Below are 23,492 nucleotides of genomic sequence, written 5' to 3'. Positions count from 1 at the left end.
CAGCAACAACTAAAGACGACAGGTCGCAAGACAGTGCCGTAAGCCGGACCTTGAGCGGAACAGGTTTGCGAAGCATTGGCGCGTCACAGGGTGGCTCGCCAGTTGTGTCGCAGGGGAACCCCCTACGGGACGCTTAGGAAACTGCTCCGTACTGACCTCAATAAGGGGATTAGGCCAATGCTCGGCGCTGCCTAACACCCCAGGAGATTGGTCTGTAGCACGACGTTGAAGTTCTTCACAGCGTCCTCGTGTGCTGGTTCGGAGTGGGTTTTCGCGTGCTTGCCGCGTTGATGGGTCGGTAGGTTGTGAGTATGCACTTCTCAGAGCGTGATCCAGAGGACTTCCCGGCGCCCCCGACCATAGCGGAGGTGGTCGCCGGATTTTGGGTGCCAGTGATGTCGTTAGTTTCCCAGCCTGCTGTGGAGGTGCGAAGCGTCTCGACGACGGGGTCGTCTATCAACGGAAAGCCAACCCTTCTCAATTCGGTGTCACTCTCGTACACGTTCTGGCAGGTCCCCGGAGACCACGCGGATCCGGCCAATCTGGCAGATCTCACGGCGGTGGAACTTGCGGCGCTCGACGCACCGCCGATGCGGCCGCTGCCGGACTGGATGATGGCGCAACGCGAGCTGATGCGCTATCCGATGCTCTGGGAGGCGGTTATGACTACCCGTCCGTCGAATGACGGGTGGCAGACCCCGGAGTCCACACTGGTTGATCACGTCAACTACGTCGTGATGAACACTTTCCGTGAGCAGCGTGCGGTTGGTGGGTTCCCGGGCGAGCTCGATTCCCCCGCGACTAGAGGGGACCTCGAGCACGCATCCGTCCGAGTTGATGGTGCCGACTTCCCCGGGGTCCGCCTGGACACCGACCCTCACGTTTACGGCGTCGGCGTTGCGCTGAGTGATCGGATCTTGACCGCGGTCATCGCCCGCGAGCACCTCGCTGACATCACCATCGCCTTTGAGACACTCTCTTCGCATCCGCCCGCGGCCTAACGGTGTGCATCTGAGGCGCCGCCAACCCATCGAGCATGTTCCGCAAGTCAAAGGGCCATTGACACAGTTTTCGATGCGAGACTCAAAGTCGAATCGAGTTGCATAACTAGTAGGCAAGTGATTCATTTGGTCGCATGGACCTGGCCTACTTCGACCAGCCTGACTCCGCGTTCGCTCTTGAGGCGCTTGGCATGATCGACGGCGATCGCCGCCGGCTGGTAGCTCGGTTCACTGCTGAGACTTGGTGGGCCGCTCCGGCACAGGCTCTCGCGGTTGCCGCAGTAGTCGCCTCGCCGGCTGCGGGCGTGGCCGGCCCGATGAGCGTCGTCACCGCGCTTGCCACCATCGCCCTCGTCGGCATCGATCACGCCTTTCGCAAGCGGACCGGGATCTCGACCAACCGCCCGGCCGGTCCGGTAAGTCTGGCAGTGCTGATCGCACTGTGCGCCCTGATCGTCGCAGCCTTCGTCACCTCCCTCGCTCTCGCAATGATGGACGAACGCTCCTGGATCATCGCTTCCACGTCCGCCGGGTTCATACTCATGCTCGTTGGCGTCGCGATCTACGACAAGGCATACGCTCGGGACCTGAGACGTGCCCGCTGACCCACGCTTCGACGAGGCGATCCATGCACTCACACGGCTGCGGCTCTGTGCGCTGCTCCGTCCGCTGGATGCCGCCAGTTTCAGCACCCTCGTCGATACGCTCGATGTGAGCGAAGCGAACCTCTCCAAAACGATTCGCAACCTGACCGAACTCGGCTACGTGTACACCTCGAAACAGACATCGCCCGAACGCGCGGACTCACGTCGCACCACGTCCGTTTCACTTACACCTCGAGGGCGCACGGCATTCGACGGGCACATTGCAGCGCTGCGGGAGCTGGCTAGTACGGAAGCGCTCTAGTGTGCCCGTAGGCCGGACGGTCACCGGGGCGCTCACACGCTCATAAAACACCGAAGACGATCCGCATGGTTCTGTGGCTTTCAGATTTGTATGGCGGTTTTTCTCCCGAATTAGATGGCGGTATTGACGGGTGGATCCCACTGACGCCGCCACGTTCCCTGGAATGACGGGGCCAACCCACAATCGTCACCGGGAACTAACGACATAGAGCGATCACAGAACGCCGCGATAGACCAGCAAAGTCCCAAGGTAGCGGCCCACGACAACTCGCGGGTTGGCGCGGCCGCGAGTGGTCCGCAAACGACCGATTGTGGGCATCCCCGACGAGCTTCTTTGGGCGATAGTCAAGTTCGAAGTCGAATTGAGATCTAACTACTTGTCACTCGTCCTCCTCGGAAGCTGGGTCCAAGTTCCATAGGAGTACCGCGGCGGGCGCCATACTCACCGTGATGAGTGCTGCCAGCGTCAAGAAGATCCACGAGTTCCCTCCAAGAAGGTTGGCAGACGTGGCAATGAACTCGTCGATGACCGCGAGTACCCAGAGCATCCCGACCACTCCCAGCGACACATGAAAAGCGCTATGAAAGCCTCGGTTGCTCTGCGAGATTTCCCGCTCATCGAGCTGTTCGCGAGGCGCGTTGTCGAGCATGTGGGTGGCGCGCCGCAGAAGAACCGTCCCCGCCGCTCCGATCAATAAAGCGGACATCAGCAGCGCGAGTCCAAGAGGTTCTTCCGCGGCCAGCGCTGATGCGACACCGAGTGCAAAAGTGATCGCCGGGGAGAAGGCCAGGACGCGCCGGTTGGCAGGCGTACGCATCCACACGGGCTGACGCCGTTGGCGCCAGCCGGCTGCGTGCCTGTCCATCTCGACGCGCAACTCAGCGGCGCGTTCGCGCTTGCTGGGGTGGGAATTGCTCATGAGTCATGTCCGTTCGCTGGATCAGTGTTCGAAGGGGCGGCATAGAGCTGCGCCGACATTGGTGGAAACGGATCTAGGGAGAAGATCGCTTCGACCGGTAAGGCAAAGTAGGCGGCGAGCTGCAGAGCGAGCTCGACCGAGGGTCCGTAGTCGCCGCGTTCGAGGAAGCCGATGGTCTGAACATTGACTTTCACGGCTTCGGCCAACTGGCGGCGACTCACTCTTCGCTCGACGCGCAGGACAGCAAGGCGGTTGTGCAACCGCCTCCTCGTTTCACTAGCTGCAATGTTGCCATTCATGCATATAGTGTTGCGTATCAGCAACGAATATGCAAGATGGATAACTCTTGTCAGGCGCAAACGACCTCACAGCCGGTCCTGTATGCGCCCGCCGAACTGGAGTTGTGGGCACGGAATTTCCCGGCTTGGTGCGATGCAGGCCTCGCGGTCATGCCGCTGAGCAGGAAACCTACAAGCTGGCCATGACACGCAACCTCGTCCCAAAGGGCTTTCCAATGTGGAAACTAGCAGCTAGCATTGCCTGCATGGGGACGAACAAGCAGCCCGACGATCCGTCGGCAAACGAAGCTCGCACAGCCATTAACTCAGCGTCGGAAGCGCGTGATCGAGTCGTTGCTCATGCTCGAGCGCCCTGGTGGTACTTCGCGCTGTGCGGGGTGCTCTGCGGGGTAATCGCCGCCGCGCAAATTCTTCCGCCCGACATTAGCTATTTCGCAATCATTGTCTTTTGCCTCGGGGTCGTCGCTGTGGGCGGTCTATACAAATCACTCACCGGGATTACGATCAAGATCTTCGCGAGAAGCGGGCTCCCGTACACGATCAGCGCCATAGCGGTCGTCTATCTTGGAATCTTCGTCAGCTCAATGGCAGCGCACTCATGGAACTCCGTTTTGGTCGCGATTTTGGCTAGCCTGGCCGTAGCTGTCGCAATCACCGCTGGCGGTCTCCGCTGGCAACGTCAGGTAGCTAGCCCGTCTCCGACCACCTTTGGCACAACATGAAGACTGTGGAGGGTTTTGATCCCATAATTCACTCTCCGATACGGTTGCGCCTTTGTGCCATGCTCTTCGCGGTCGAATCGGCTACCTTTACCGTGCTGAGGGAGGAGCTCGAAGTTGCGGACTCGGTGCTCAGCAAGCACATATCGGCCCTGCGTGTAGTGGGATTTGTGCAAGTCAGTAAGTCTTCGGTGAATTCACGCACCTTCACCGACATCAGACTTACAAAGAGCGGTCGCACTGCTTACTCGGCCCACATCGGGGCGCTCCGCGCAATCGCTGGCGAGTAGCCAACGCTTGCGACTCGAGCCCGCCGAGGAGGTGTTGGCGAGTAGTCCGACTTGGTACGGGTAGTCCACGTTGTTGGTACTAACGTTCCACGGAGTTGGTACTGCGGCCATCTTGATTTGATCCCTTGAAAGGACGGCATCACATCGGGTGGTGCCGATTCCTAACGGAGGAGACATCGATGGCGAACTACAAGGCCATACAGCGTTGGTGTTCGAGGGTCGCAGCTACGACGAAATCGCGGGCCTGGTGGGGTGTTTACGTCGGGACATCTCGTTGGTGAAAAAGACCGTCACGGCAAATGGGCTGACCGCCGCGACGATGAGCGACGAGCAGTAAGCGGAACTATTTCCCGATCGGCTCCGAAGCATGTCGGAAGCATTCGTTCAGCCGGACTTCGCGGGGACGTTGAGGTCGATGAAGAACAACAAACACTTCACCCTGCAGCAGGGTTGGCGAATGTATGTGGGGTTGGACTCTGCCAAGCCAGCCCAAAAGTACGGGTACTCGCGGTACTGCGAGCTCTTCGCAGAGTACGTCGACACCCACGACGTCGTCGCGACGCTGCACCACGATCCGGGCCGAGCACTGCTCGTGGACTGGGCCGGCGACACCCTGCCGGTAACTGATATGGCCACCGGAGAGATCCGCAAGGGCTACCTGTTCGTCGCAGTCCTCCCGTTCTCCGGGGTCATTTACTGCTCGGCCTTTGCCGACATGAAGCAGGATTCGTGGAACAACGCCCACGTCCAGGCCTTCCAGTTTCTCGGGGGTTCCACCCAGATAATTGTCCCGGACAACGCGGCGACCGCGACCCATCGAACGGTTAAGGGTGACAGTGCCCGCGTCGTCCAGGCCCGATACCAGGAGCTGGCCGAGCACTATTCCACCGCCGTGGTCCCGGCCCGCGTCCACCGCCCTTGCGACAAAGCCGCCGCAGAATCTGCGGTGAGCTGGCGAGGACAATCGCCGGGTACGCGCGGTGCTGGCCTATCTCACTGCCAATGATTGACTCGTTAAGTCGACTCTCCTCGTTCATGCGCCTGGGCCTGAACTCGCCCGAAACCTCCGTGTGATCACATCACGGCGTGTGAGCGTGTCCCGCAACGGGAACGTCTCACGGGACACTGCGGCTGTCGGGTATCAACGGAACGAATAGTGGTGCCGTCCGCTCTCGTCTGCTTTCTGGGCTGAAGTCAGAGGATGAAGGAGGAGACGATCATCGCTCCGGCGAGGCCGGTGACGGCAAGGAGCACGAGCAGCGCCCGATTAACACGACGGCGGCTAACCGTTCCCTTTCGGAATGTCGATGGTGACATTCGTTCTAGGTTGGGAAGAAGGGCCTGAAACGGTGGATCTTGCGGTGCTGAGCGGATAGGTTCCTTGGCTGAGTGTCCATCATCATCGATTTTCGCCATGCCTTCATAGTATCGGCTACGAACCAGACGACGCCGAATACAAGATGTTGGTCGGGCGCTAGCCCCTCGTCCCAAGTGCTGCTGCGATCCAATGCGTATTGTCGGCTCCGCGACGGCCCGTGCCCGCCGAATCATCCGGTGCAACGCGTCCCGGGAGTCGAACCTCGTGCGGACGAACTTGAGAAGTCGGGGTTCCACGGCCTCGCGGAGTGGAAATTTGACAGTGCTCCTCCCTGCTGATCAGCTTGGCAGACAGGATGCCTGTCGAACCGGGGGACGACGATGAACAATCCGCTTATTCCAGCTTTCTACGACATCGCGTGGAGCGGCGTTGTAGTGGTGATGCTCGTGGCTCTCGTGGTGGCCCTGGTGCAAATTCGGCGCGCACCTTCGTTGAGTTCGACCGCTCGGGCCATTTGGGTGCTCATTGTGCTTTTCGCTCCCATCGCAGGTCCTGTGATCTGGTTCCTTGTCGGCAGACGACCTCAGCCCGAGTAGCGCCGGCCTTGTGGTGCTGACTATCGATTCTTGGAAATGTCGACGATGCCTTGCGTGGACTGCACCTTGAGAGGAACCCCCTGCGGGACGCAGAAGAAGGGATGCCTTCGTCGCTATCTAAATTGCCGCGCGGAAGCGATCCCTGCGAACCACATCGTGAACCATCTGTTGTGCGATCGGGCAGACTGGCGAGATGACGAAGATCGTGGTGCGTGAAGCCAAAGCACTCGAGACGGAGGCAATCGCGGGATTGCGCTGGCGGTGGGTGGTGGAGCGGGGCGGAGTTCCGGTCGTGAGCCGGGAGGACTTCGTGGCGTCCGTAGTGGCTTTCGCGTCCGCGCATGAGCAGACACATCACCGGGTCGTGGCGATGCGCAGCGGAGTGGTCGTCGGCATGGCCTGGCTGGCGGTGCTACCCCGCGTGCCCAGCCCGCGCGCCACCGATCGTGCTTCCGGAGACGTGCAGTGCGTGTACGTCGTCCCCGAGGAACGAAACGTCGGCATCGGCGACACGATGATGACGGCCGTTCTGGACAAAGCTCGACAGCTGGGCCTCGAACACGTCACGGTGCACTCCAGCCCCGAGGCAATCCACCTCTACGAACGCACCGGGTTCACCGCCTCACCGCGCGTCTTGTTCGCCGATTTCGCCGGTCGTTGACGGGTTGCGACGCTCTGGGAGTCGAGCGTTAGCCGGTCGCGAGGGTGCTCAGTCGGGATGCTGGTCGTTCCGTCCGTGTTGCGCCGCACCGCGTCGTTGACGAGAGCGCCCGTGCCGCCGAGGAGCGCACGAAGAACGGCTGTCAAACGATCGAAATGCAGGAGCGTGCAGAGTTTGTCCAAATGAGAATTCTTGTCCAGAGGAGCTCGCAAGCGGAACCTTTAGTGAGATGTCGGAAGGGAGCTGGTGAACACCACTTCGGGCATCTGGGAAGTCGTCTGCGCCGGATGCTTTACACGGTCCTGCGGCGATGAGACGTGTTGGACCGTCAGGGTGCGATCGATTCTCGGAGAAAACTGCAGCGGGAAATTTCAGAGGTTTCCCATTCCTCAGGTTCTTCGAAATTTACGTCTGTGGTGCGTGACTGTTGAAGTGATAAATGCACCGAGGAGTAGGACCGTGAGGACCGCAAAAGATACGCGGGTCGGATTGATCCAGGCGGGAATCATGTCGTAGTTGGCGTTGCACGTATCACGCAAATGCGTTGTCAGCGCCCCAGAGCCCGATTGACGGCTATCCGGAACTCGAGGACGTGATCGACTGCCGCTTCGCCCGGCCTGCCTCTTCGTACGAAGGAGAAGCGGGCTGTGTTGAACTCCCGGAAATGACGCCAACCCGTCGGCGCCAGTCGATCCGCGACAGGAATGCCGTCGGTGGTGGTCAGGCACACATACGGCGCACCCGGCCCTGACGCCAGTGGTCGAAGCCCGCGATCGAGACACCACGCGCTCAGCTCCGGACTGACGTTCACTTGGGCCAGGTTGGCTATCCTCCCGTCAAGGTTCTTGATCGCCGAAGCGGCGCGGCGAAGAAGTTCGATAGACTGGGCACCTGACTCGGCCACCCTTAGGACGCGATGAACCGGTTCCAGGTCGGGGACATCGCGGCGGACCAGCACCAGTCCCAGGCCGACCACCAGGCCAAGGTGCTTGTGCAAAGGCGCGATCGCGACGTCGCTGCCTGTCAGGAGCGCGGGGGTGAGCACAGTACCGAGTGACTGTGCAGCGTCGACGATACGGATGCTTCGTCCACCAAGTTCATCGACCACTGCGGTGACCGGCGAGACGTGGGTTCGCAGCTCCCAGTCGGCTAATGGCCCGGCTCGCGGCAGCAGAAAATTATAAGGCGAGTAGTGCTGTTCGATGGGGCCCTCGGTATTGATGCTGCGGCCTGCGTTGGTCGCGGCGAACAACACCGCCATCAAGGCGGAGGTGGAATTATGAAGCAGATAGGGCCGGAAGTCTCCCGCGCCCAGGTCACGGACTAGTGCGCAGGTGATGGTGGACCGCAGCTCCGCTGCCTGAGCGTAGTAGTGTCCGTGCCCGGTAGACACCTGCAGATCTGGATGTAACGCCGCAGCGTCCAGTGCGCACATCAGGCCTCGAGCTCATCGGAGGCTGGAATACTCACCACGTGCCACAAAGCCGTGGCCACTGCGGCATCATCAGCTGATACCCGGCGCACATGTCTGGCTCGTTCCAGGCCGGGTAACCCGATGCCGACCACGAACGCAACGTCGGCCCGGGCTAGCAACTCTTGGTCATTCAGGTCGTTGCCGAACGCCACAACCACTGACCCGTTAGCGTTCATCCGGAGGTCAAGTGGCTTCGCTTTTGTGACGCCGGCGGCTGTGATATCGATAACCCCGCCGGCGTGCAGACATATCTCCACGTCGTCGCCGGCCGAGTCCCGGAGTCGGCATATCCACAAGGCAGAATCCTGCGAGTCCACAACCAGCTTGATGACAGTCGCCAGGTCAGGGTCAGCGTCGGGGCTGTACTCGGCCCGATCGGGATAGGCCATCCACGAGAAGCCGCCGCCGCTGACGACAAACCGGTCGCCATACTCAAGGTAGAAGGGAACGGCCTCTGCGCGAAGGCACGCGATCATCGCCCTCAAGGGTTCACACGGCAGCGCTGTGGTCTCGGTCTCCCTTCCGTGGCCAGTCCGGAAGGCACCGTTGCAGCACCACCACTCATCCACTCGATCGGCCAACGCACCCATGATTTTGCGGGCTCCGCGAGGAGCGCGTGACGTAGCCACCACCAGATGGATATCGCTTCGCTCGCCCAGATGGTCCAGGGCCGCGCTCACCTTGGGTCCCGGGTGGCCTCCGTCGAAGGCGATGGTGCCGTCCAGGTCGACGATGATGGTGCGCTCGGCAGGCCGACCGAGACTCGGCATCGACCCCGGACGCAGCAGCCCCTGGGCGAGGAGCGCGGGCACCACGAAATGATCGAAAATCGAGCCCAGCTCGATACCTGCCTCTCGGAATCCGCCGTCGATCCAGGCGACCTCCTCGATTTCCTGACCCGGGGTTGCGGTCCCGTCCGCCTCAGCGAGAAACACCTCGATCCGCACCGTCGAAGACGGCTCAAAGGCAGCGCGGTCAGAGTAGGTCCCAAACCGTTGCCAAGACCGTAGATGCAGCCCGGTCTCTTCTGTGAGCTCACGTGCCAAGGCCTGGTCCATTCTTTCCCCAGGTTCCGGTTTTCCTCCCGGGGAAATAAAAGTCGTCGAGCCACGCTTTCGAACCACAAGGAGTAAGCCGCCACGGAGGATCACAGCGGCCGCCTTGTCGATTCTCCTCATCCAGTAATCTCAGCCCGATCGCGCGTCTCGTGACCAATGGCCAACGAACGCCCGCTGAGAAAGTTGATGATGTCGTGACTCAGGGCCTCCTTCTCCTGGAGGTAGGCCAGGATGGTCTCATCCGTCGGTGTGGAGAAGCTGTCGCCGAAGATAGAGACACCCTCCAAAGACTTTGTGGAGAGGCCGAGCTGAAGGAGGCGATATTTGACGTCGTCGCCCGATGTGGCGAACTCGTAGATAGGACTGCGGTAGTCGATTCCATATTCAGCGAGGAACCCCTCGAAGTACTCTCGGGCGACCATGCGCTGCTCGGGGAAGTCCTGCTGATAGCGAGCGATGCCATCGTTCATAATGGCGAGGCCGTTGCGACGACAGTAGTCGACGGCGTGTGCGTGGATGGCGATTTTCTCGCCGAGAAGGATGAGATTCTTGCGGTGGGTCAAGATATCGTGCTCGATATTCGCTATTGCGATGGACCGGAAGGCGCCGCTCACGTCACTGACTACGTGAGTCACGACGAGGTCACCGAAGCGGGCCTGCAGCTCCTTAACTCGAAGGGTGAGCAGTCCGCGGTGGAGCGAGCATCCGCTATTTCCACTGAAGAGGTGGACGGGGATCCCCTGGAGCATGAGGCGGGCAGCAACCAGAGTGCTGTCTCGTCCGCCACTGAACATAACCAACTGGGCATTCTCTTTTTCAATAAGCATTTATTTTCCGTAATTCATTGTCAATGACTGCTAATGACTACCAATGCTTCGCGCAGCCTAGCAGACCGTTAGCGCGCCTAGAATTATGACTGGTCAGCCTGCCGGCGTGGATGTTCGATTTCTGCGTGTTACTGGTGAATGCTGATGTGATGAGTGGTGCGCCCGTACCGTGACTTGAGACAGTCGGTAGGAGGATCATGTTTCATAATGAATTGTCGTAACATTCAGTGTATGGACGCACCCTGTAGACGGTTGAAAGTATCATTTTCGTTCACCCTGTAAGACCGACAAAACCTTCCGTGACACCAACCGATATAACAGGTTGCAATGGCCTGCCGCGGATATCTCGGACAGTCGGCCCTGGGTGAACATGGTGATCGCTGATCAAGTTTATTTCCTGGGATCGACGGGTGAATGAAGGCTCGATAAGTGGGGAAGATGCAGTTCAAGATCATCATGGTGTCGCGGGTTCAAGTCCCCTTTCCGCTAGACAGCATTCACTAAAATTGCCCAGAACTTCCGCCGAAGTCCGGGGCATTCTTCTTCCTGTTATGGGTCGAGACCTGGCTAGAGCCTCGTGTCGAGAGAGATATCCGCAACCCGCTATATGTCTGCACGCGGGTAGCGCGGTTTGCCACGGAGCGCGAGCGGAAGCGTAGCGAGGCAGATGCCGGCCGCGACGAGCAGTGCCGTGGAAAATGACAGCCCGGCAGCGAGTGTACCGATCAGCACTGAGCCCACTGCCGTGCCCAAATCGAATCCTATGTTCCACACAGCGCTGGCGGTGCCGTACTGCCCCCGTTTCACCGCGGCGAGGGACAGCAGCAGGGTCAGGTTCTGGAGTCCACCAAAAGCGATGCCGACTAAGATCAGCCCTGCAAGGAAGAGCAGGATGCTCGTCGCGTCAGGATTCTCGACCGCGGTGGCGGTGAGAATAAGACCGATGACTGATATCAGCACCAGCGGCCACAAAAAGCGCTGGGCGCCATAATGATCAGCTAGTCCGCCAACGCCCCACCGAGTCACTGCCGCGCTGAAGGTGAGCAGCGCGAGTCCGCCGGCCGTCGCGGCTGGCGCTGAACTCATCTGTGGCGCGAAGGTGATGAGCGCACCGCCGGCCAGTGTGACGCCACCAAGGAGAAGCATGGGGCCAAGGAGGCTGCCCAGCAGAAGCCGCCCCCCAGTCCCCGTGTTGTTCACCGTTGTCGTGGGTTCGGTCGGCGGCTGAAGAGCGCGTTCGGCTGTCTGTTCCCGCAGAACACGGGCCAGTTGTGGCGCAGAACTGATGCCCAGAATCGGCAGGGTGCCGATTGCAAAAACTGCCCAGAATCCCACTGACTCGGACATCCATGGCCCGAGGGGGAAAAGAACTACTTGCGGCACCGCGATTGCCGCACCGCAGGCCCCGATGGCTGCACCGTGTTGGGCACGCGGTACGAGATTGGCCACCACGGTCGATCCGGCCACGGTGAGCACACCAAACCCTATGCCACGCACTATTGAGAGGAGCAAAATCCAATTCAGATGGTCAGAGAAAAGAAACAGCAACGACGGAACCCCCAGAAGCACCAGGCCAGCGGCCAACACGCGACCGGTTCCTAGACGACTGAGAAGTCGGGGAACGAACGGCTGCGTCACAACCGTTGCCAGCAGCAACACTCCATTGACGAGACCGGCACCGGCCTCATTCGCACCGCCGGTTACCGCCCAAAGGGGTACGACGGGTAGGAGGGCAGAGAAACCGGCGAATCCAGCGGCCGTGAAAACAAGGAGCGCCGGCATTCCTGCAGCGCGCCACACCGGCGGTGGGGTTGGTGCGGGATTGGGGCTCACGTTGGACAACCCTAACCGTAACCCTAACTCCAACTCCTAAGCGCCAAGGGCGGTGTTGCGATCAGCAATGGGGCCAACATTTTCTTGTTGCGCGGTCGACCTGATCTCCTGGGTACGGTGGTCGCCGCTTGTTTACTCGGGTGCACGGCCGACCGCGTGTCTCCAGAATCTGACACAGGCGCGTCCGCGAACGAGGGGACCGATAGGACCGAGACTCGATCGGCCAAGATAGCTCGATGTATGCAGGCGGAAGGGTGGGACGTCACGTACTACCCGTCAGATGACTCGTACGGTGGCGAGACGTCGACGGATCAGGCAGATCAGTATGACGCGTCGGCCGTCGAATGTGGAGAGCGGTTTCCCGTGACCGGCCCGAGCTCGTTTGAAGAGTATTCTCAAGCTGATTGGGATCAGTTGTACAAGGGCGAGGTTGCCCGGGCTGCTTGCTTGCGAGCGGAAGGGGTTGAGATCCCGGGTGCGCCGTCGAAGACTGTTTTCATCGAGGAGTACCCGTCCGGGGATGGCTGGTATGCGTACAGCTTCGTTTCTCCGTCAGAAGTCGGACGTGATACTTGGGAGGACCTGAATCAGGCGTGTCCTCAGTCGTGATCACTCGTCTCAGCTGAGTTATTCTCACTTAAATAATTACCGTCATCGACCAGCCCTCGATAACGCATTGGCTCATTGGGCGGCGTTCGCCTACCTCGGAGTGGTGAGCATCTTCACCCGGGCTGCCGCTTTTCGTACCGCGAGTGGCCATCGGGGCTATGGCCCAGGTCAGCCAGGTGCAACGCACCCGACCTACCCTGCACATCCTCTGGACAGCGCTACTCCTCCGCGAAGAGCTCAACTGGCGGACCATCATTGGCGGCATCGCCGTCATTCTCTGCGCCGTCATCACCGTGCGAAACACCTCTATCGCGTCAGGCTCACCCTCCGCCGAGGACCGTGAAGTTGGACCAGAAACAGTCGAGGCGATGCCGAGCACCAACCGCCCGTAAGCCGAACGGCTACTGCGGCAGACATCGACGCTGGCGCCAGTTGACAAGCTGGTCGGTGTGACTCCGACGGGTGCGGGACTGGGTCGAGGCCGGGCGTGGCTGTTTGTGCCTCGCGAAGCGGTTCATTCATTCGATATCCATTGGTGGGATCGAATCGCGACGTAGGCTGCACCCGCTGCAAAAAGTGTCATCAGCGCCCAGTTCGCGCCTATGGGGAGGAAGGGTACGGTGTTCGCGAACAGCGCGCTCAGGGTGTTGACGAACCAGGTGGATGGAAGAGCGCGGAAAACAATCGTGATCCATTCAGGCAATAGTTCGAGCGGGAACACCGCTCCGGACGTGAATAGGGCGATCATCGGAATGATGTACGACAGCTGCAGTGCAAGATCTGGATTCGTCATCCGGGCGGCGAGAAGATAACCGAAGGCGAGCATCATGGCCCCGCCGAGCAGAAGCGTGACAGCGAGCTTTCCTACGTCTCCCATAACGATGCCGTCCGCAATTGCAATGGCAATGATGACGATTCCTTCTAGGGCGATAATTCCGGCCCGAACAGGGACGTGCCCGAGCAGGAACGCTGTGCGGCGCGCAGGAGTGGTCGCCAGCTGGCGCAACACGCCGTTGCTGCGGTATGTGACGAGTTGCACGGTTGTCAGGATGAGCGCGACGGCCATGAATCCGGTCACGGCGATGAGCGGCAAACTCGTCCGGAGCAGGCCGCCTGGGCCTCCGGTAGCCGCCACAATAAGGATGTCGATGCCCCAGAACAGGACGGGAAGCGCAGCGAAGCTGACCAGGAGCGCCACCAAAGCACGTTTACTCCGGAGAAGTTCGCGTGTGTGCACCCGCGCGAACGGGAGAATTTGTGCGCCCGTCTCGGCTCCCACCTTCATGGCCTGCCGGTGCTCGATGTCGTGCTCGGGTTCGCGGTTGAAATGTCCAGGAAGACGTCTTCGAGGGACCCCCGCTGCACTCGATAGTCGTGGGCGCCAAGTCTCGGTGAGAAGGTGATTCGTCGAATGATGGTGTCGGGGTCATCCGTCACCACACGGGCATGGGTCTCAACTCCGATCTGGGTCGTCGTTATGTTGCCGACGAGGCCGAACTCGGCGAGGTCTGCGATGGTCACCGAGCGGGGAACGGTGAAGGTGACAGTTGCGGTGGCAGAGTATTCCCTGATGAGTTCTTCAGGTTCTCCCTCGGCCGCGACTCGTCCGTCAACGATGATGGCAAGTCGGTCGCACATCTGCGTGGCCTCGTCCATATGGTGGGTCGACAAGAGAACCGTGCCGCCTCGCTCGCGCTGACGTTCGATGATGTCCCACAGTTTGCGGCGGGCGCTCGGGTCTAGTCCGGCGGAGGGTTCGTCCAGCACCAGAATCTCGGGGTTCCCGATGAGGGCAATGCCGATAAGTAGGCGTCGTTCTTGACCGCCAGATAAGTGCTTCACTCGCACTCCGCGTGCCTGTTCAAGCCCGACCTCGCGGAGAATATCGACGGCCTCACGCGGTGCGGTGTAGAACGAAGCGAACAGTTGGACTGTCTCCCACACGGTCAAGGTGGGGAACAACGCTGCGGCCTGTGGCTGCACGGCCATTCGCTCGGTAATCTCACGCCGGTCCTTCGCAGGATCGAAGCCGAGAACGGTGACGGTACCTGAGGTGGGACGACGGAGCCCGACGATGGTCTCCAGCGTCGTGGTCTTTCCTGCTCCGTTCGGCCCGAGAAGTCCGAAGACTTCGCCGCGCCGCACTGTCAAGTCGATACCCCGAAGGACATCCTGCGTTCCATACGCCTTGCAGAGTTTGTTCACGACAATCACATCGTTTGTTCGGTCGATCATCGCTTGCCTCCGGTAGGTGGGGCGTCATTTTCGTCGGGGAAGAAGATGGTCTCGATTGGCGCAGAGAACAGGGTCGACACTCGGAAGGCCAACGGCAGTGAGGGGTCGTACCTACCGGTCTCCAGCGCGTTGACGGTCTGCCGGGAGACGCCCAGAGCTTCGGCGAACTGCACCTGAGTCCATCCGTGCTCGGTGCGGAGCTTGCGAACGTCGTTTCTCATCGGCTCGCGCGGAAGGAGAGAACACTAATGGCGATTCCCCACAAAGACATCCCTCCAATAAACACGCACCACTCGGGGTAGGCAACGGTGACGCCGGCGGTGCTCAGGAAAGCGATAGTGAGTGCAATCAACATCGCCGCCGCGAAGCCGATCGCGAAGCTCTGCAAGACGAAGATCCGTTGGAACTCGTCCACACGACGAATGTGTCGAGCAACGGCGATAGTGATCCAAAGCACAGGGATGAGTGGCAGGAGCGCGACCAGGATACTTGCTGGCGTTCCCTCTTCGGTGCGAGCGACCGACGGAAGGGAAAGGAACAGCACGACGAAAAGGACGACTCCTGCGCCTACCTCCCACATGTACCGTCGAGACCCTTGCAGCTCTTTCGGGGTTCGAGTCTTTGGTTCTGGTGTCACAATTGCGCCTGTACTTTCTCTCGTCGAATCGCAAGTTTCGAGCGCCGCGGTTCGGACTGATCCCACTCGAACAGGCGGGCAGCCATTCCCGCGGCACATCCTGCGGCCACCGCCATGAGTGCCCAGAGGGCTGTGAGCGGAAAAAACGGTTCGGAGCCGGTGAGCGTGACGCTGGCGGCCGTCGCTAGCCATGTCGTCGGCAGACAGTTCATCGCGATCTGGATAACAGGCGGGACGATTGAGGCGGGCAAGAGGCCCCCAGAGGCGAAAGTCAGCATGATCGTCAGCATCACCATGCTTTGCTGCGTCGCTTCGGCGTTCCGTGACCGTGCTGCGAATAACAACCCGAAGGACAGAAGCATGGCCGTTCCGAGCAGAAACGTGACACCAAGGCCCAGGACGTCGAGTCCATCGAGGTAGCGTTGCCAGACCGCGATCGCGACGGTGAGAGTAATCGGGACCGCCGCGACGAGAACCCGAGCTGGAAGCTGCGCCAGCAAGAACGTCGAGCGGCGAAGGGGCGTCGTGCCAAACAATCGAAGGAGACCTCGCTCCCTCATTGCTACCAACGGAACGGTGGTGCCAATGAATGCGATACTCGCGATCCCCAGCATCGCGGCGACGCCCAAATTAGCGCGGAGCGGATCGAGCTTCACATCCCCGTCACTGTCGACCACGGTGATCGCGTCGGCGGCGAAACCGGCATCTCGAAGCCCGATCCAGATCGGATTCCACGCTGGTTGATTCGATGCATCAAGGAGTACATATACGCGGCTGTCGTGAACAGAGATTTCCGCGTTCTGGCCTTCGGTGCCGGCGTCGACGAGCGCGACACCTGCACGGTCCAAAGCGTTCGTAACGTGCGCACCCGCAGAAGTTACGACGGCCGAGGGAGTCGGCCCGAGAACGGTGAAGGCAAGCCACATCGAAACGTAGATCACCATAATGGTCGCGAACATGAACAGCATCGAGAACCCCGTAAGCGGGTTCCTCAGCACGTCCTTCCCGCTCATCGCAGAGATACGTGCAAAGGTTCCCCAACGCAGCGGGAAGGAAACGTCCCTCCTGCCCCACGGCATCACAAGCGACACCCAAACTGACCGAGAGTTCCGGTGACAAGGAGACTTACCATATGAAAAGTGTCCTTGACAATCGAGGCAGTGTCAAGTTGCGCTGCAGGAATCCGAACTCGATGCCGCACGGGCGTGAGACATGCCGCGCAACTGGGAGCAATCCATCCGCCAACCCACGCGCCCTTCGGAGCGATCAGTGGGCGCTCGGATGGGCGAACTAAACATTGGCACGCCCATCCGCCCGTAAGCCGGACGGCGACCGGGACACCCGAACACTCACGGAGCATCGAAGACGTTCCGCATAGTTCCGGGAGCACACGATTCCCGTAAGCCCCGCCCGAGAAAATGCCCGGTGAAGGGGGGATAAACGGTGCACTCCAGCATGACTGGAATGCTTATCGGCTACGCGCGCGTATCCACCAACGACCAAGACCTCACCGCCCAAAAGAACGCCCTCGCCGCGCTCGGCGTCTCACTCCAGCAGACGTTCACCGATCAGGGCCTCACCGGAACGAATCGGGCCCGGCCGGGTCTTCGCGAAGCGTTAGCCGCCTGCAGGGCCGGCGACACCCTCGTCGTGACCAAGCTCGACCGGCTGGCACGCTCACTTCGCGACGCAAAAGACATCGTCGACGACCTCACCCTTCGTGAAGTGAAGCTCAGCATCGGCGGCTCCGTTCACGACCCCACCGACCCGGTCGGCAGACTCCTCTTCAATGTGCTGGCGATGGTCGCTGAATTCGAGGCCGACCTGATCCGAGCACGCACCCGTGAAGGGATGCAAGTCGCCAAAGCGGCCNGGGATGCAAGTCGCCAAAGCGGCCGGCCGGCTGCGCGGCAAGCAGCCCAAACTGTCCCCGGCGCAGGAGAAGCACCTGGTCGAGGTCCACCAACGGGGCGAACACACCACCGTGCAGATCGCTGAACTCTTCAGCGTCGCCAGATCCACGGTCTACCGGGCAATCCAGCGAGCCGGGGACACCGCCGCCTGAACGTGCGTCGTGCAAAGGAGTAGGAGTAAACGGGCGTTTTATGCAGAGGAGTACGGAAAAGCCAGTTTTCCCACTCACCTGCACAACCCCGAAAGCACGATGGCCGTTGTGCGGACGACTTCGAAAAATGACAGATCGCCCTCGGCACTCTTCTATTCAGCCGAGCGTCAGGCTTCGACGAACGACAGCGAGTCTGTCGAGGTGTCACGGAGCTGGCGCAAGGCGCTGCTCCAGCTAAGTAGTTGATCAAGCATTTGATTCGCGGTAGCTACGTGGTGGTCGCCGGGATTGAGAAGTTTCATGTCCACAAAGTCGATGAAAAGGGACAGTGCGACCTGCGCGCGGACGTCCGCGAGCATAAGTTCCGCAGAAATGGTTCGCAGGTGTTCCACTGCTCGGCTTCCGCCGAGTAGCCCATATCCAACGAATCCGATGGCCTTGTTGTGCCACTCGCTAAAGAGGTAATCGAGGGCATCCTTCAGTACCCCGGGAATCGAGTGGTTGTATTCCGGAGTGACGATGATGAAACCGTCGCAGGATGCGACCGACTCGGACCACGCACGGGTGTGACCGTGCCCATACGGGTGACCCATGGCGGCGGGAATCTCTTCGTTTAGATGGGGGAGGTCGTAGTCCAGCAGGTCCAGCAGGATGAAGTCGTGTTCCTGACGGCTGTCGGCAATTGCTTTGACCCATTTGGCGACCAAAATGGATCGACGTCCCGGGCGAGTGCTTCCTACGATGATTCCGATTTTCATTGAGTCCGTTTTCTGTGATGTTGAGGTGGAAGGTCAGGGAATGAGGTTTGCCAGTGTGCTTGCTATGCACGCCTCTCAGCGGCGCTCCGGATTCCCAATGAAGGATGGGCACGCCGGTAATCTTCTTACGACGGGCAAAGTCGTCCGACTCGTGCACGAACCGTGTGCTCTCGTCCCGAGTCAGGGTGACGCCGAGTCGGATTGCGCGATTTTCGCAACGGATAAAGCGAGGACGGTGATAGCTGCCACGAGCGAGAGCACACCCGCCGCGAGGAAGGCCGGTGCTGTGTCGCCTCCTTGAATGACGGGTTCCGCGATCACGGGTGAAACAAATTGCCCCAGGAACATTGCCGAGATCAACGCGCCGATCGCGCGCGCCCGGGTCGCAGACGAGGTGTTGTCCGATATCCACGAATTGAGATTTGGCATCACGAGTCCCACTCCGAGGGCCGAGATCGATAGGCCAACCAGAACCTGGGCGATGGCACCGGAGGTGCCGATGATCGTCATCCCCGCCGACATCAGAGTCAGGCTGAGCAACGCGACGTTGCTGAATCCCAGGCGGGACACCCAGCGGTAGCTCAGGCTGGAGAGGGCCTGGACCAAGACCATCCACCCGATCACCAGACCAGTGATCGAGGAATCGCCGCCCATCTCGCCGAGGAGAAAAGGCAATTGAGTCGGCACCACATAGAAAATAATCTGGATCACAAACGCCAGCACCACGATTCCTGAAATGAGGGCCGTGGCATTGCTTTTCAGCACGGGTTTCAACTCGGCTGCGACTTTCGGCACCGGGGGCGGGTCGGTGACTTTCCACGCGACAAGGATGGCGACCGGCAGCGACAAGAAGTAGATGGCGAAAGGCGCATTCCAGCTGACGACCGCCAGCGCCCCACCCAACGACAAGAACACCGCCCCGCCGAGCCCACTCGCAGCGGCCTGAAAACCAAACATTTTGGACCGTCGCTCGCCCGTGAACCATTCGGAGATCAGCGCCGTTGACGACGTCATAACACCGGCCACTGCGATACCGAGGATCACCCGGGAAACCATCAGTGCTGACAGATCATCAATCCACAATCCGGCCGAGCCCGCAATTGCGTAAACGACAACAGAAACCTTGAGCACGCTGGACCGCTCGATTCGATCGCTGAGCCATCCAAGTACCGGGGCGGAGAGGGCGATCGACAGCGCAGTGATGGTGACAACGAGTTTCACTAGGAAGCCGGAACTATCAACCTCGGAGAAGTAGTCGGCCATCTTCGGCAGCGCTGGGGAAATCGTTGCTCCCGCCATGACAGTGAGCATGCTCGCCGCAATTAGTGCCACCGAACCCTTGGTACGGGGTCTTTGCGGCACGGGGACGGTGTCAAGATGGTTGCGTTCGGGCATGTAGAAATGCTAAAACTTGAACAAAGGTTGAAGTCAAGTGGAGAGGTACATTGAATCAATTGCTGACGAAATCCATGACAGTTTCGGACCTGGCCAGCGCCAGCCGGGTGAATGCATCGGCCGTGCGGTTTTACGACAAACATGGTCTGATCGCTGGCGAGCGAACGTCCGGGAATCAACGTCGCTTCAGCGAAGAAGATGCCTGCCGGATCAAGGTGATTCGAGTGGCTCAACGAGTGGGATTGTCCGTCAGCGAAATTTCGGAACTTCTCATCGATCTCCCTTCCAAGCCCTCCTCGGCGGAGTGGGCCAGCGTGGGGGCCAAGCTCCGAGCCGCCGCGCAAGAACGGATTGATCAGCTCAACCATGCGCTCGACGACCTGACCGGGCCGGTACAACTGTGCGACGTCAGCAACGCAGTGGACTCGCCCGAAGCCTAGCCTGGCGTCCGCATCAGCGGGCTTGTGGGCCTAGGGCGCAACCGCTACGCGCTGCCGAAAATCCGGAGCTCGGCAGGCACGGTTCGGAACTTCCTATCCGGATGAAATACGGCTCACGTTACCTCTCATGCTCTGACGTCCCTCGGGCTTCGGCACCAGTTGTGGCGCCAGTAGAGGGTTGGTCTACCGACACCGTGAACAGGGTTCCCCGCCAGGGGACTAAATAGAGCTATCGAGCGCAGTTCTGCTCGCGTGTAATCCTCCAATAACTCACATCTTCGGAATCGAATGGCAGTTCAATCATCCCCAACTTTGCTGCAACGCGTTTGGAGACCTCATTCTCCGGCTCGATCGTCGCCGAGATGGAGCCCAGTGACGAGATGCGAAACACGTGGTCGAGCATGCCGATCCCGACTTCCGTTGCATAACCGTTGCCCCAAGCCTTCTGATGAAAGACATACGTGAGTTCATCGAAGTCTCGATCAGGCGCTCGAATCACGCCACAGTAGCCTACGAACTCGCCAGATCGCGCGTCGAAGACGGCCGAGGTGCCGTAACCGCGATCGACGTACTTTCGCTCGCAGATTTCGATCCACTGCGATACTTCGGGGCGGCTGAGGACGGTCCCGTCCCCGACAAATCGCATCACGTTCGGGTCCGCGCAGAGGGCTGAGAAGTCGTTGAGGTCGTCGCGGCGAAACTGACGCACCGATAAGTGTTCGGTCTGGAAGAGCATCGGACCAGCCTATCCACGCCCGCAGGTCGTTCCGCTGTGGCACCCGGCTGCGGCGGTCTGGCTCGGCACAGGTAGCCTCTCCCTATGGAAGATGAGTTGACCATTTCGATCGCCACCCACGCCGACGACGCTGTCGCGGAAGAGATTCGCCGATTGCTTCCGCAGCTGTCACAGACAGCTATGTTCGACAGGGAAATTTTCAATCGGATGGTGGAGAACGAGTCAGTCGATCTCTTCCTTGCGCGGCTCGCTGGTCGGGTTGTAGGAATGGCCACCCTCGTGACGTTTCCAATCCCGACTGGGGTCCGGGGTCACATCGATGACGTTGTGGTGGACGAACTCACCCGTGGCCGAGGGATCGCTCGTGAATTATTGACCGCGCTGATTGCCAGAGCGCAGGCGTTGGGAGTGCGGAGCCTGGACCTGACGTCGCGCCCATCCAGAGAATCCGCGATCCGGCTTTACGAGGCCTCCGGATTCGTGCGCCGTGATTCCGTTTTGTTTCGATACCAGCCCATCGATTCTCGATGAGAGATTCCCTTCCGTGTGCACGGAAACAAAGCCCTGAGACGGCACATTCGCGGAACCGTCCCGCGCAGGGTTCCTCTCCGGGCACGGCGCTCGGTGCCGGCGGACAGGCCGTTTCGATCCAAACGTGAGTCCGATCATCGTCAGGTTTTAGGGCACTTCAGCTCGGACGGTGCCGTGAGCTGCGTCGGCATGTGCTCCGGACAGGTGACCGCAAAAGAACGATTTGGAGGTTGGGTGTGGTTTGGCATATCGTTTGGGCATGCCGGATCTTGATGGCCTCCGGGCCGTAGCTCACCCGTTACGCCTGCGTTTGCTTTCGCTTCTGACTGCCGAGGCTCTCAGCGCTACGGAGGCGGCGCGTATCTTGGGCGAGAGCCAAGCGAACGTGAGTTACCACCTGCGTCGTTTGGCTCAGGCGGGACTCGTGCAGCTTGTCGAGGAAACGAATATTCGTGGCGGGACCGCCAAGCGCTACCGACACGATCCCGCGAGCGGCGAAGCGCTCGGTTCGGGCCGCGTCGACGAGCACCAGGCTCTGATGAGTTCCCTCGCCGCAGAACTGATCGCCCGCAGCGCGCGTTACCTGTCAGAATCCGAATTCGTATTCACCGAGGCGGAGGTCACCGTCTCCCGCGAGGCATGGGAGCGTATCCGCGACATGTCACGCGAGATCGGGAAACTCATCCACGATGAGGCGGTGCCCTCCGCAACACCAGAAGGCATCCGGATGAGTGCCACCCTCGCATTGTTCGAAGTCGTGAACCACGACACCGCCCCGCGAACATGAGTAGCGGCTACCTCGAGGTACTGCGCACGACCGGCGCACTCAGGGTCTTTGTCCCCGCGCTCGTCGGGCGACTCTCGTTCGCCATAGTGACCTTAGTGCTGCTCTTCGCGGTGCAGCGAAGCACGGATTCTTTCGCTGCCGCCGGCGCGGCTACTGGAGCTTTCGGGCTCGCGAACGTGATCGCTTCCCCGTACCGCGCACGATTCGTCGACCGGCGCGGACAGCGGTTTGCACTCAACTCGCTAGCCATCGCCTTCGCTGCCGGTCTCGGCGGCATTGCTGCGCTGACAGCCCAGCCCGACCCTTCGTCAGGGGCGCTCATTGGGCTGGCGGCCATTGTCGGGTTATTCCCGCCACCGCTCGGCGCCTCGATGCGTGTGCTCTGGGGTTCACTGACAGCGCCGGGAGCGCTGCGGACGAAGGCATACAGCATCGATGCGGTCTGTGAGGAATTACTGTTCACGACGGGGCCATTGATCGCAGCGGCCACTCTCAGTGCGGCATCGCCGACGGTCGGACTGGTCGCTACTGCCACGGTGGCGCTTGCCGGAACCCTCGGCATGACAAGCAGCTCGCTATCGCGACAGCACGTTGCCGTCACCGCTTCCCCCCGGAAGAGTTCACGGCCGTTACGACAGAGCGGGTTCGTCGCAGTGTTGATCGCGCTACTCGGCGTGGGAGTCATACTCGGGACCGTGGAAGTGGTCGCACCCGCAATCGCCGACAGTCAGGGATCGGTCGGCCTGGCTGGCATCCTTCTCGCCTCTTTTGCAGCCGGAAGCGCAGTCGGAGGCCTGCTCTACGGACAGCGAACTTGGAGGAGCTCGCTCGTAAAGCGACTACTCATCTCGGTCACAGTCATGATCGCGCTGTGCGCACTCCTCACGACAATTGAGTTTGTCGTGGTCCTCAACTTCGGACTCGCTGCGGTGGGCTTTTTCCTGGCCCCGTCGCTCGTGACCGGCTACCTACTCGCGGACGACCTCACCGCTGCAGAGGTGCGCACCGAGGCATCGAGCTGGATCAACACGGCAGTCAACGCTGGCGCCGCCGTTGCCGCCGTAATGGTGGGGTTCGCCGTGGACGCCATGGAGCCCCGTCTTGGATTCATCATCGGCGCAGCAGTGGCCCTCATCCTCCTGATATCCGCAACCGTGCTGATACTCAGAAACAGCGGTTAGGACCCGCAGCGACGCTGTCCTTCTGGATCGGCTTAAAGCGTTGACAGTGCGGGACGTTCAGGGCCGGCAGCAGCCGGAGATTCTCTATGGCCGCCGGAAGATGACGGCGTGGCTGAGCCGGGGCGAGTTCGCCGGTGTGTCCAAGCACACCGTGGACCGGTTGATGCGGCTGGAAGGCATGAACGGCCTCGTTCGTGGCCGTAAACCGCGCAGCACA

30 protein-coding genes and 1 pseudogene are annotated in these 23,492 nt (G+C 60.5%); 16 read left to right on the top strand and 15 right to left on the bottom strand.

Translation table 11 applies throughout. From position 1 onward, the window contains the following. The first annotated feature begins 311 nt into the window (after positions 1-311). From CXY78_RS01445 to CXY78_RS01435, 3 genes are all read left to right on the top strand, one after another. Complete coding sequence (locus CXY78_RS01445) at positions 312-1,001, top strand: hypothetical protein (protein ID WP_104087709.1); 690 nt, start codon at positions 312-314, stop codon at positions 999-1,001. Positions 1,002-1,135: 134 nt separating this feature from the next. Beyond that, a complete protein-coding gene (locus tag CXY78_RS01440) occupies positions 1,136-1,606 on the top strand; it encodes a hypothetical protein (RefSeq protein ID WP_104087707.1) in 471 nt (156 codons plus the stop codon). Further along, positions 1,596-1,907, top strand: a complete 312-nt coding sequence (locus CXY78_RS01435) for a transcriptional regulator (RefSeq protein WP_104087706.1) — start codon at positions 1,596-1,598, stop codon at positions 1,905-1,907. Before CXY78_RS01440 ends, CXY78_RS01435 begins: the two co-directional genes overlap by 11 nt. A gap of 379 nt (positions 1,908-2,286) precedes the next feature. On the opposite strand, the gene CXY78_RS01430 is transcribed toward CXY78_RS01435, so the two are convergent. Together CXY78_RS01430 and CXY78_RS01425 are read right to left on the bottom strand one after the other, a co-directional pair. Beyond that, the gene (locus CXY78_RS01430) at positions 2,287-2,826 is read right to left on the bottom strand and encodes a hypothetical protein (protein WP_104087704.1); all 540 of its coding nucleotides are present in this window, start codon (positions 2,824-2,826) and stop codon (positions 2,287-2,289) included. After that, complete coding sequence (locus CXY78_RS01425; RefSeq protein WP_104087703.1) at positions 2,823-3,125, bottom strand: helix-turn-helix transcriptional regulator; 303 nt, start codon at positions 3,123-3,125, stop codon at positions 2,823-2,825. The genes CXY78_RS01430 and CXY78_RS01425 overlap by 4 nt, the downstream gene beginning before the upstream one ends. A 182-nt stretch (positions 3,126-3,307) precedes the next feature. Between CXY78_RS01425 and CXY78_RS01420 the strand changes: the two genes are divergently transcribed. The 4 genes from CXY78_RS01420 to CXY78_RS01405 all read left to right on the top strand — a co-directional run bounded on the left by CXY78_RS01420 (position 3,308) and on the right by CXY78_RS01405 (position 5,140). After that, entirely contained in the window at positions 3,308-3,847 is a 540-nt protein-coding gene (locus CXY78_RS01420) for a hypothetical protein (protein ID WP_140425620.1), read from the top strand. After that, positions 3,844-4,134, top strand: coding sequence for a transcriptional regulator (locus CXY78_RS22010; RefSeq protein ID WP_369827217.1), 291 nt, complete (start codon positions 3,844-3,846; stop codon positions 4,132-4,134). Before CXY78_RS01420 ends, CXY78_RS22010 begins: the two co-directional genes overlap by 4 nt. Positions 4,135-4,285: 151 nt before the next feature. Further along, complete coding sequence (locus tag CXY78_RS01410; protein WP_140425619.1) at positions 4,286-4,471, top strand: hypothetical protein; 186 nt, start codon at positions 4,286-4,288, stop codon at positions 4,469-4,471. Positions 4,472-4,501: 30 nt separating this feature from the next. Beyond that, a complete protein-coding gene (locus CXY78_RS01405) occupies positions 4,502-5,140 on the top strand; it encodes a DDE-type integrase/transposase/recombinase (protein WP_104087698.1) in 639 nt (212 codons plus the stop codon). A 188-nt stretch (positions 5,141-5,328) separates the two neighbouring features. Here CXY78_RS01405 and CXY78_RS20910 read toward each other — a convergent pair whose 3' ends face one another. After that, a complete protein-coding gene (locus CXY78_RS20910; protein ID WP_134360430.1) occupies positions 5,329-5,550 on the bottom strand; it encodes a hypothetical protein in 222 nt (73 codons plus the stop codon). A gap of 282 nt (positions 5,551-5,832) precedes the next feature. Here CXY78_RS20910 and CXY78_RS01400 point away from each other — a divergent pair, with 282 nt between their 5' ends. Continuing rightward, a complete protein-coding gene (locus CXY78_RS01400; RefSeq protein ID WP_035880385.1) occupies positions 5,833-6,048 on the top strand; it encodes a PLD nuclease N-terminal domain-containing protein in 216 nt (71 codons plus the stop codon). Positions 6,049-6,241: 193 nt separating this feature from the next. Beyond that, positions 6,242-6,709 carry a GNAT family N-acetyltransferase gene (locus CXY78_RS01395; protein WP_035880386.1) on the top strand — a complete coding sequence of 156 codons (468 nt, stop codon included), beginning with the start codon at positions 6,242-6,244 and terminating at the stop codon, positions 6,707-6,709. Positions 6,710-7,256: 547 nt separating this feature from the next. Here CXY78_RS01395 and CXY78_RS01390 read toward each other — a convergent pair. The 4 genes from CXY78_RS01390 to CXY78_RS22005 all read right to left on the bottom strand — a co-directional run bounded on the left by CXY78_RS01390 (position 7,257) and on the right by CXY78_RS22005 (position 11,850). Continuing rightward, positions 7,257-8,144: a DUF6024 family protein gene (locus tag CXY78_RS01390; RefSeq protein WP_104087697.1), complete on the bottom strand. Its 888-nt coding sequence runs from the start codon at positions 8,142-8,144 to the stop codon at positions 7,257-7,259. Beyond that, positions 8,144-9,361 (bottom strand): HAD hydrolase family protein, encoded by a 1,218-nt coding sequence (locus tag CXY78_RS01385; protein WP_081882460.1) that lies wholly within the window; start codon positions 9,359-9,361, stop codon positions 8,144-8,146. Before CXY78_RS01385 ends, CXY78_RS01390 begins: the two co-directional genes overlap by 1 nt. Next, positions 9,358-10,068 carry a hypothetical protein gene (locus CXY78_RS01380; protein ID WP_198410940.1) on the bottom strand — a complete coding sequence of 237 codons (711 nt, stop codon included), beginning with the start codon at positions 10,066-10,068 and terminating at the stop codon, positions 9,358-9,360. Before CXY78_RS01380 ends, CXY78_RS01385 begins: the two co-directional genes overlap by 4 nt. Before the next feature lie 603 nt (positions 10,069-10,671). Continuing rightward, positions 10,672-11,850 carry an MFS transporter gene (locus CXY78_RS22005; RefSeq protein ID WP_051973715.1) on the bottom strand — a complete coding sequence of 393 codons (1,179 nt, stop codon included), beginning with the start codon at positions 11,848-11,850 and terminating at the stop codon, positions 10,672-10,674. Positions 11,851-12,653: 803 nt separating this feature from the next. Between CXY78_RS22005 and CXY78_RS01365 the strand changes: the two genes are divergently transcribed. After that, a complete protein-coding gene (locus CXY78_RS01365) occupies positions 12,654-12,902 on the top strand; it encodes a hypothetical protein (RefSeq protein ID WP_134360431.1) in 249 nt (82 codons plus the stop codon). A 122-nt stretch (positions 12,903-13,024) separates the two neighbouring features. Here the strand turns inward: CXY78_RS01365 and CXY78_RS01360 are convergent, their stop codons facing one another. The 5 genes from CXY78_RS01360 to CXY78_RS01340 all read right to left on the bottom strand — a co-directional run bounded on the left by CXY78_RS01360 (position 13,025) and on the right by CXY78_RS01340 (position 16,350). After that, the gene (locus CXY78_RS01360; protein ID WP_158253240.1) at positions 13,025-13,708 is read right to left on the bottom strand and encodes an ABC transporter permease; all 684 of its coding nucleotides are present in this window, start codon (positions 13,706-13,708) and stop codon (positions 13,025-13,027) included. Positions 13,709-13,791: 83 nt separating this feature from the next. Further along, positions 13,792-14,745 carry an ABC transporter ATP-binding protein gene (locus CXY78_RS01355; protein ID WP_104087694.1) on the bottom strand — a complete coding sequence of 318 codons (954 nt, stop codon included), beginning with the start codon at positions 14,743-14,745 and terminating at the stop codon, positions 13,792-13,794. Continuing rightward, the gene (locus CXY78_RS01350) at positions 14,742-14,966 is read right to left on the bottom strand and encodes a helix-turn-helix transcriptional regulator (protein WP_104087693.1); all 225 of its coding nucleotides are present in this window, start codon (positions 14,964-14,966) and stop codon (positions 14,742-14,744) included. Before CXY78_RS01350 ends, CXY78_RS01355 begins: the two co-directional genes overlap by 4 nt. Continuing rightward, a complete protein-coding gene (locus CXY78_RS01345) occupies positions 14,963-15,289 on the bottom strand; it encodes a hypothetical protein (RefSeq protein WP_158253239.1) in 327 nt (108 codons plus the stop codon). Before CXY78_RS01345 ends, CXY78_RS01350 begins: the two co-directional genes overlap by 4 nt. A gap of 89 nt (positions 15,290-15,378) precedes the next feature. Further along, positions 15,379-16,350 carry an ABC transporter permease gene (locus CXY78_RS01340; protein ID WP_158253238.1) on the bottom strand — a complete coding sequence of 324 codons (972 nt, stop codon included), beginning with the start codon at positions 16,348-16,350 and terminating at the stop codon, positions 15,379-15,381. 487 nt (positions 16,351-16,837) lie between these two features. On the opposite strand from CXY78_RS01340, the pseudogene CXY78_RS01335 reads away from it, so the two are divergent. Continuing rightward, a pseudogene (locus tag CXY78_RS01335) lies at positions 16,838-17,447 on the top strand (recombinase family protein). A gap of 167 nt (positions 17,448-17,614) precedes the next feature. Here CXY78_RS01335 and CXY78_RS01330 read toward each other — a convergent pair. Together CXY78_RS01330 and CXY78_RS01325 are read right to left on the bottom strand one after the other, a co-directional pair. Further along, positions 17,615-18,205 (bottom strand): NADPH-dependent FMN reductase, encoded by a 591-nt coding sequence (locus CXY78_RS01330; protein ID WP_104087688.1) that lies wholly within the window; start codon positions 18,203-18,205, stop codon positions 17,615-17,617. A gap of 180 nt (positions 18,206-18,385) precedes the next feature. Continuing rightward, on the bottom strand, positions 18,386-19,600 hold the full coding sequence (locus tag CXY78_RS01325) for an MFS transporter (RefSeq protein WP_104087687.1): 1,215 nt from the start codon (positions 19,598-19,600) through the stop codon (positions 18,386-18,388). 50 nt (positions 19,601-19,650) lie between these two features. Between CXY78_RS01325 and CXY78_RS01320 the strand changes: the two genes are divergently transcribed. Continuing rightward, complete coding sequence (locus tag CXY78_RS01320; RefSeq protein ID WP_140425617.1) at positions 19,651-20,040, top strand: MerR family transcriptional regulator; 390 nt, start codon at positions 19,651-19,653, stop codon at positions 20,038-20,040. Between the two features lie 229 nt (positions 20,041-20,269). Here the strand turns inward: CXY78_RS01320 and CXY78_RS01315 are convergent, their stop codons facing one another. Next, the gene (locus CXY78_RS01315) at positions 20,270-20,776 is read right to left on the bottom strand and encodes a GNAT family N-acetyltransferase (RefSeq protein WP_104087684.1); all 507 of its coding nucleotides are present in this window, start codon (positions 20,774-20,776) and stop codon (positions 20,270-20,272) included. A gap of 84 nt (positions 20,777-20,860) precedes the next feature. Between CXY78_RS01315 and CXY78_RS01310 the strand changes: the two genes are divergently transcribed. The 4 genes from CXY78_RS01310 to CXY78_RS22000 all read left to right on the top strand — a co-directional run. Next, the gene (locus CXY78_RS01310; protein ID WP_104087682.1) at positions 20,861-21,307 is read left to right on the top strand and encodes a GNAT family N-acetyltransferase; all 447 of its coding nucleotides are present in this window, start codon (positions 20,861-20,863) and stop codon (positions 21,305-21,307) included. Between the two features lie 259 nt (positions 21,308-21,566). Continuing rightward, the gene (locus CXY78_RS01305) at positions 21,567-22,094 is read left to right on the top strand and encodes a helix-turn-helix domain-containing protein (RefSeq protein WP_104087681.1); all 528 of its coding nucleotides are present in this window, start codon (positions 21,567-21,569) and stop codon (positions 22,092-22,094) included. Beyond that, positions 22,091-23,275, top strand: a complete 1,185-nt coding sequence (locus CXY78_RS01300) for an MFS transporter (protein ID WP_104087679.1) — start codon at positions 22,091-22,093, stop codon at positions 23,273-23,275. The genes CXY78_RS01305 and CXY78_RS01300 overlap by 4 nt, the downstream gene beginning before the upstream one ends. A gap of 46 nt (positions 23,276-23,321) precedes the next feature. Continuing rightward, on the top strand, positions 23,322-23,492 hold a 171-nt coding region (locus CXY78_RS22000), incomplete at its 3' end, for an IS3 family transposase (protein WP_140425616.1).

The organism is Cryobacterium sp. N19, assembly GCF_002929595.1.
Taxonomy (GTDB): Bacteria; Actinomycetota; Actinomycetes; order Actinomycetales; family Microbacteriaceae; genus Cryobacterium; species Cryobacterium flavum.
This window is presented reverse-complemented; position numbering and strand designations above follow the sequence as displayed.